The 249-nt window shown below is 30.1% G+C and carries 1 pseudogene; it reads right to left on the bottom strand.

What is annotated here, in order from left to right:
- Nucleotides 1-188, bottom strand: a pseudogene (locus SB679_RS25630) (Crp/Fnr family transcriptional regulator); the annotation flags it as partial.
- Between the last annotated feature and the right edge of the window lie 61 nt (nt 189-249).

The following is a 249-nucleotide window of genomic DNA, read 5'->3' as shown; positions in this document are numbered from 1 at the left end:
CTATACATCTTGAGGCATCCAGAAACTACAAATGTATAGTACTGGCATATTTCATTCTCCTGCAAAATAAATTGTTTTCGTTTGATTCTCCTTTCTGTAATACGCTCATCCAATGCTTCAATTTCTTCTTTAGAAAGAGGAATGAAACTTTTAAAATAGTTGATCAGTAAAGTCGTTTCTTTTGACATTGCAAATAAGATGTGTTTTTATTTGGCTTTCAAATTTTCAAAGAAAACCATGAAAAAATAG

This window comes from Chryseobacterium sp. SIMBA_029, assembly GCF_046535275.1.
Lineage (GTDB): Bacteria > Bacteroidota > Bacteroidia > Flavobacteriales > Weeksellaceae > Chryseobacterium.
The sequence above is the reverse complement of the archived record's forward strand: the minus strand, read 5'-3'. Positions and strand labels throughout refer to the sequence as shown.